A 3,017-nucleotide genomic window follows, 5' to 3' on the forward strand; every position below is an offset into this window, starting at 1 on the left:
TGTTATTACCGCCCTATATTGTCCGAAAACTGACTGCGTCTAATGTCCAAAGGTTGACGGATAATATGGCCGAGCGTTCATAGCGAATTCAGAAAAGGAAAAACGGGAGAATCAAGTCAACTCTCCCGCAATCACCCGTTTTATCATGTGGTCGTCAATGATCCGGTGTTTGTTCGCTGCGCCGTAGATCAGACTATGTGTCGCCGCTTTGTTCACTAAGCGAACCGTGCCGCTCGAATAACGATAAATCTCATCGACCGCACCATCCGTGAAAAGATCTCGGCTAACGCCGGCATACTCCAAATGACGTGAGATATAGGCTCTAACCTGTGCCCGGTCATAGTGCACAAGTTTGCATTGTAGATCAATTCTTTGGCGAATAGCCGTGAACGTCTGTAGTTGCAGGCGATCCCACAACTCATTTTGCCCGACCAGGATCAAGGCCATAGGACTCTGAGCGTCCATTCTGAAGTTGAGCAAAAAGCGCACTTCTTCGAACATCTCCTTGTCCAACAAATGAGCCTCATCAACCACCACTACAGGCTGTACGCGATGAACTCCTCGCATCAATTCAATTTCCCGATGCAGTTGTCGCTTGCTGTCTCCTCGATAAAACTTCGCTTCACACCCCAATTGTTCGAGCAATCCTTTGTAAAAATGGCGTGGCGTTAGCTTCGAATCGGATAGATAGAGCAATTTGAATCTCGATGAGTCGAGTACATCTGCGAACCGGCGGATCGTCGTTGTCTTACCCGTTCCGCAGTCGCCTGTCACAACGGAAAACCATTGCCGTTCGGCGGTGTATTCCAACCTTTCGAGCGTCTCTTCCAAAACATCTGAAGCATACAACTCATGAGTCGGCATATCGCGTGAAAAAGGTGTTCTCGTCATTTCGTAAAACGCTTCAAACATCTCGTTGCGCCTCCTCCCGCATTTTACGGAACGAGACAGCGCGTGTCTGACGCTCTTTTCGAACTTGATTCTTCTTCTCTGCAGCGCTCAATAACCGCGAACCGTTTACTGAAACTGTTTCAATTGTCGACGGCAACGACGGGCGTCGTCCGGCCCATTCACCGATGATCAGCTCTTTCGCCTGCCACGGCGTATGATTGCCATACTCAATGGTAATCGTCGAGATGTCACGCGGGTCGTAGACGACTTCCACTCTATGCCCGATGAACGGGAGCCCAACCTCGTATTTTTTACCCATAAAGCTGATACAACCAGATTTATCCACTTTTCGTGATTCGCTGTGTAAGAAGGCATCCGCGATGAATGATTCTTCGACGAGTCGGAGCGGTGTGGAGTCGCTACGGAACGCTACCTGCGGGCTTGAATTGTCATCAAGTGCGGAGTGGGGCTTGGTCTGGTAACATTCGTTGAGCCAAACTTGAAATAACGTATTGAGTTGGTCGAGTGTTTGTGGCTTTTCCAACGCCACTTCCGCAAGGAAACTGTCTATGACTCGGTTGAATCGCTCGATCTTCCCCTTGGATTCGGCTGCATATGGTCTCGTAAAGCGGAGGCGAATTCCTAGTTTGGCGCATATGCGAGTCATGCTTTTGCTTCGAAATTGTTTGCCGTTATCAAAGTAGACAGATTCAGGCACGCCATTTGTTTGGATCGAATAGCGGAAACAATCTTCCACAATCGTTTGATCGAGTGTCGGATAAAAAGCTGCATGCAACACATAACGGGTCGCATCGTCGATGAACGCAACGAGATACACTTGCCTGTTGGCTCCGCCTTCACCAATCGGCAGATACGGACCAAACTTTATGTCGCTTTGCCACAAGCGGTTGCGCTTTTTGTGTTGAAAGCGTCTGGCCGCAAGGCCAGCAGTTGCGTATAGCCGCATGTGACGAGTACTGTAACCGCGCTCCATCAATTTCTCCTGTAATGTGCTGCGCTTTATCTCACCTGGCTTCGCCAAACCTTCCCATTCTAGTATCTGAATGATTTGTGCGACACTGCGGCTGGGGACTTCTCGGCGAAGCAGGATGGCTTGCTCTAGGAGGTAGGGAGTGATCGCTTCGGCTGTTTGCCGATGTGCCTGCCCTTGAGGACGAAGTCCGGCGAAGCCGTTGGTTCGATAGGCCGACAGATAACGACGAAGAGTTCGCTCAGATAAACCGGTTTGTTCACAAATGGCTTTCTTCAGTTCTTTAGCTTTGCCAGGGTCAATCCCTTCGGCTACTAGCGGAGAGATCAGTTGCATCCGCTCAACGGCGACTTCTTCCGCCTTTTTGTTGTTTTTCATAGGAATCTACAGTCCTTTCCAATAGGATGTAGATTCACCATATCTCAAGGGCTCCCGGACAAGAAGGCAGAACGGGTATGTACCCATAATTGAGAATGAACGATGGGTCGGACAACTCTCGCCAGCCATCCGACGCCCTGTCCCACATAATGTCCAATCCGTTGGAGTGCAGACGGTGAAGGTGCGGACAATGGCTCCACCGGGTTTCCTGTACGCGACAAAATCGTTGTTAAACAATTCACCCAGTACTGCCAACACTTCTCGAACCAAATGTGCCAGCGAAACAACGTCGATTCATCTGCTGCTACGTCTGAGACCTGTCCTTTAGATAAGACTGATTCGAGGCATGTGGCTTCAAAACGTTTATAGGGGACGAGCAGGTCGGGTAACTCATGATGAATTCGCTCGCAACCTTTGCAACGCAAACGACGAATTATGTAGGTGATCTGATCGCCGGTTGGCTTTCGCCCGATGCGCCTCCGGCTACCTATTGTGTACAAGTCACCTTCACATATTGGGCAAATATGTTGCTCTGCACTCCGTACGAAAAACACCATGCTTTTCTTGAAGTTGAAAATTTGATACAATAACCATGCGAATTTTTTGGGGACGACTCTGGTGCAACTGCTGGATACAGTGGCACATCATTCAGAGGCGTCCTTTTCCTTTTCTAGGATATGTACGGTGGTCATTATATCCGTCAATCTTTGGACAGGCAATAGCGTCAGCTTTTGGGCATTTAGCATCGGCCGCAACA

General features: G+C 49.3%; 3 protein-coding genes. All 3 read right to left on the bottom strand.

Annotation, left to right across the window (positions count from 1 at the left end):
- Window positions 1-111: 111 nt before the first annotated feature.
- From OS242_RS21275 to OS242_RS21285, 3 genes are read right to left on the bottom strand one after another with little or no spacing between them, the layout of a single operon-like run.
- Window positions 112-912 carry an ExeA family protein gene (locus OS242_RS21275; RefSeq protein WP_267153655.1) on the bottom strand — a complete coding sequence of 267 codons (801 nt, stop codon included), beginning with the start codon at window positions 910-912 and terminating at the stop codon, window positions 112-114.
- On the bottom strand, window positions 905-2,260 hold the full coding sequence (locus tag OS242_RS21280) for a DDE-type integrase/transposase/recombinase (protein ID WP_267153656.1): 1,356 nt from the start codon (window positions 2,258-2,260) through the stop codon (window positions 905-907). Before OS242_RS21280 ends, OS242_RS21275 begins: the two co-directional genes overlap by 8 nt.
- A 44-nt stretch (window positions 2,261-2,304) precedes the next feature.
- The gene (locus OS242_RS21285) at window positions 2,305-2,817 is read right to left on the bottom strand and encodes a DUF6431 domain-containing protein (RefSeq protein WP_267153657.1); all 513 of its coding nucleotides are present in this window, start codon (window positions 2,815-2,817) and stop codon (window positions 2,305-2,307) included.
- Between the last annotated feature and the right edge of the window lie 200 nt (window positions 2,818-3,017).

This window comes from Tumebacillus lacus, from assembly GCF_026410385.1.
In the GTDB taxonomy this organism is placed as follows: Bacteria; Bacillota; Bacilli; order Tumebacillales; family Tumebacillaceae; genus Tumebacillus; species Tumebacillus lacus.